This is a genomic window from Thiolapillus sp. (assembly GCF_048562965.1).
In the GTDB taxonomy this organism is placed as follows: Bacteria; Pseudomonadota; Gammaproteobacteria; order Chromatiales; family Chromatiaceae; genus Thiolapillus; species Thiolapillus brandeum_A.
In genome coordinates, this window is record NZ_JBHNMF010001652.1 from 1 (window position 1) to 523 (window position 523).

At 58.5% G+C, this 523-nt stretch carries 1 protein-coding gene; it reads left to right on the forward strand.

Features of this window, described 5'->3' with window-relative positions:
* Positions 1–96: 96 nt before the first annotated feature.
* Positions 97–523, forward strand: a 427-nt coding sequence (locus tag ACOCD2_RS26030) for a transposase (protein WP_293650835.1), incomplete at its 3' end; no start/stop codon positions are given.

Sequence of the window (523 nt, forward strand, 5' to 3'; positions counted from 1 at the left end):
GCCCGGAAATTTCACCGCCCCACTGGCAATAGGCCTCTTTTTGTTGCATAAAGTAAGGGTTACCAATCACTTACCAGCAACAAAACAAAGAAGCCTATGAATACAGAGTGTAAACCGGAACAGTTGGAATTTCAGTCCCTGGGTCGGCACGAGGTGATCGGTCGTTTTGACGGCGGGCGAATCACTTCGGACGGTGGCGGATTGCTGCTGCGCGAGGTGGATCAGCGTATCGGCCTGCTGGATCGCCTGGCCGCTTGCTTCACCGATCACCGCAACCCCGAGAGCATCGAACACAGTGTGCGGGATCTGGTGGCCCAGCGGGTGTATGGCCTGGCGCTGGGCTACGAAGACTTGAACGACCACGATGATTTGCGCAAGGACAGCACTCTCGCCTTGCTGGTGGGCAAGCGGGACCTGACCGGGGAGAGGCGGATTCGATCGCAGGACCGGGGAAACCCGCTGGCCGCTTCGAGCACGCTCAACCGCCTGGAGCTGGGCATACCGAAATCGGCTATATCAGACC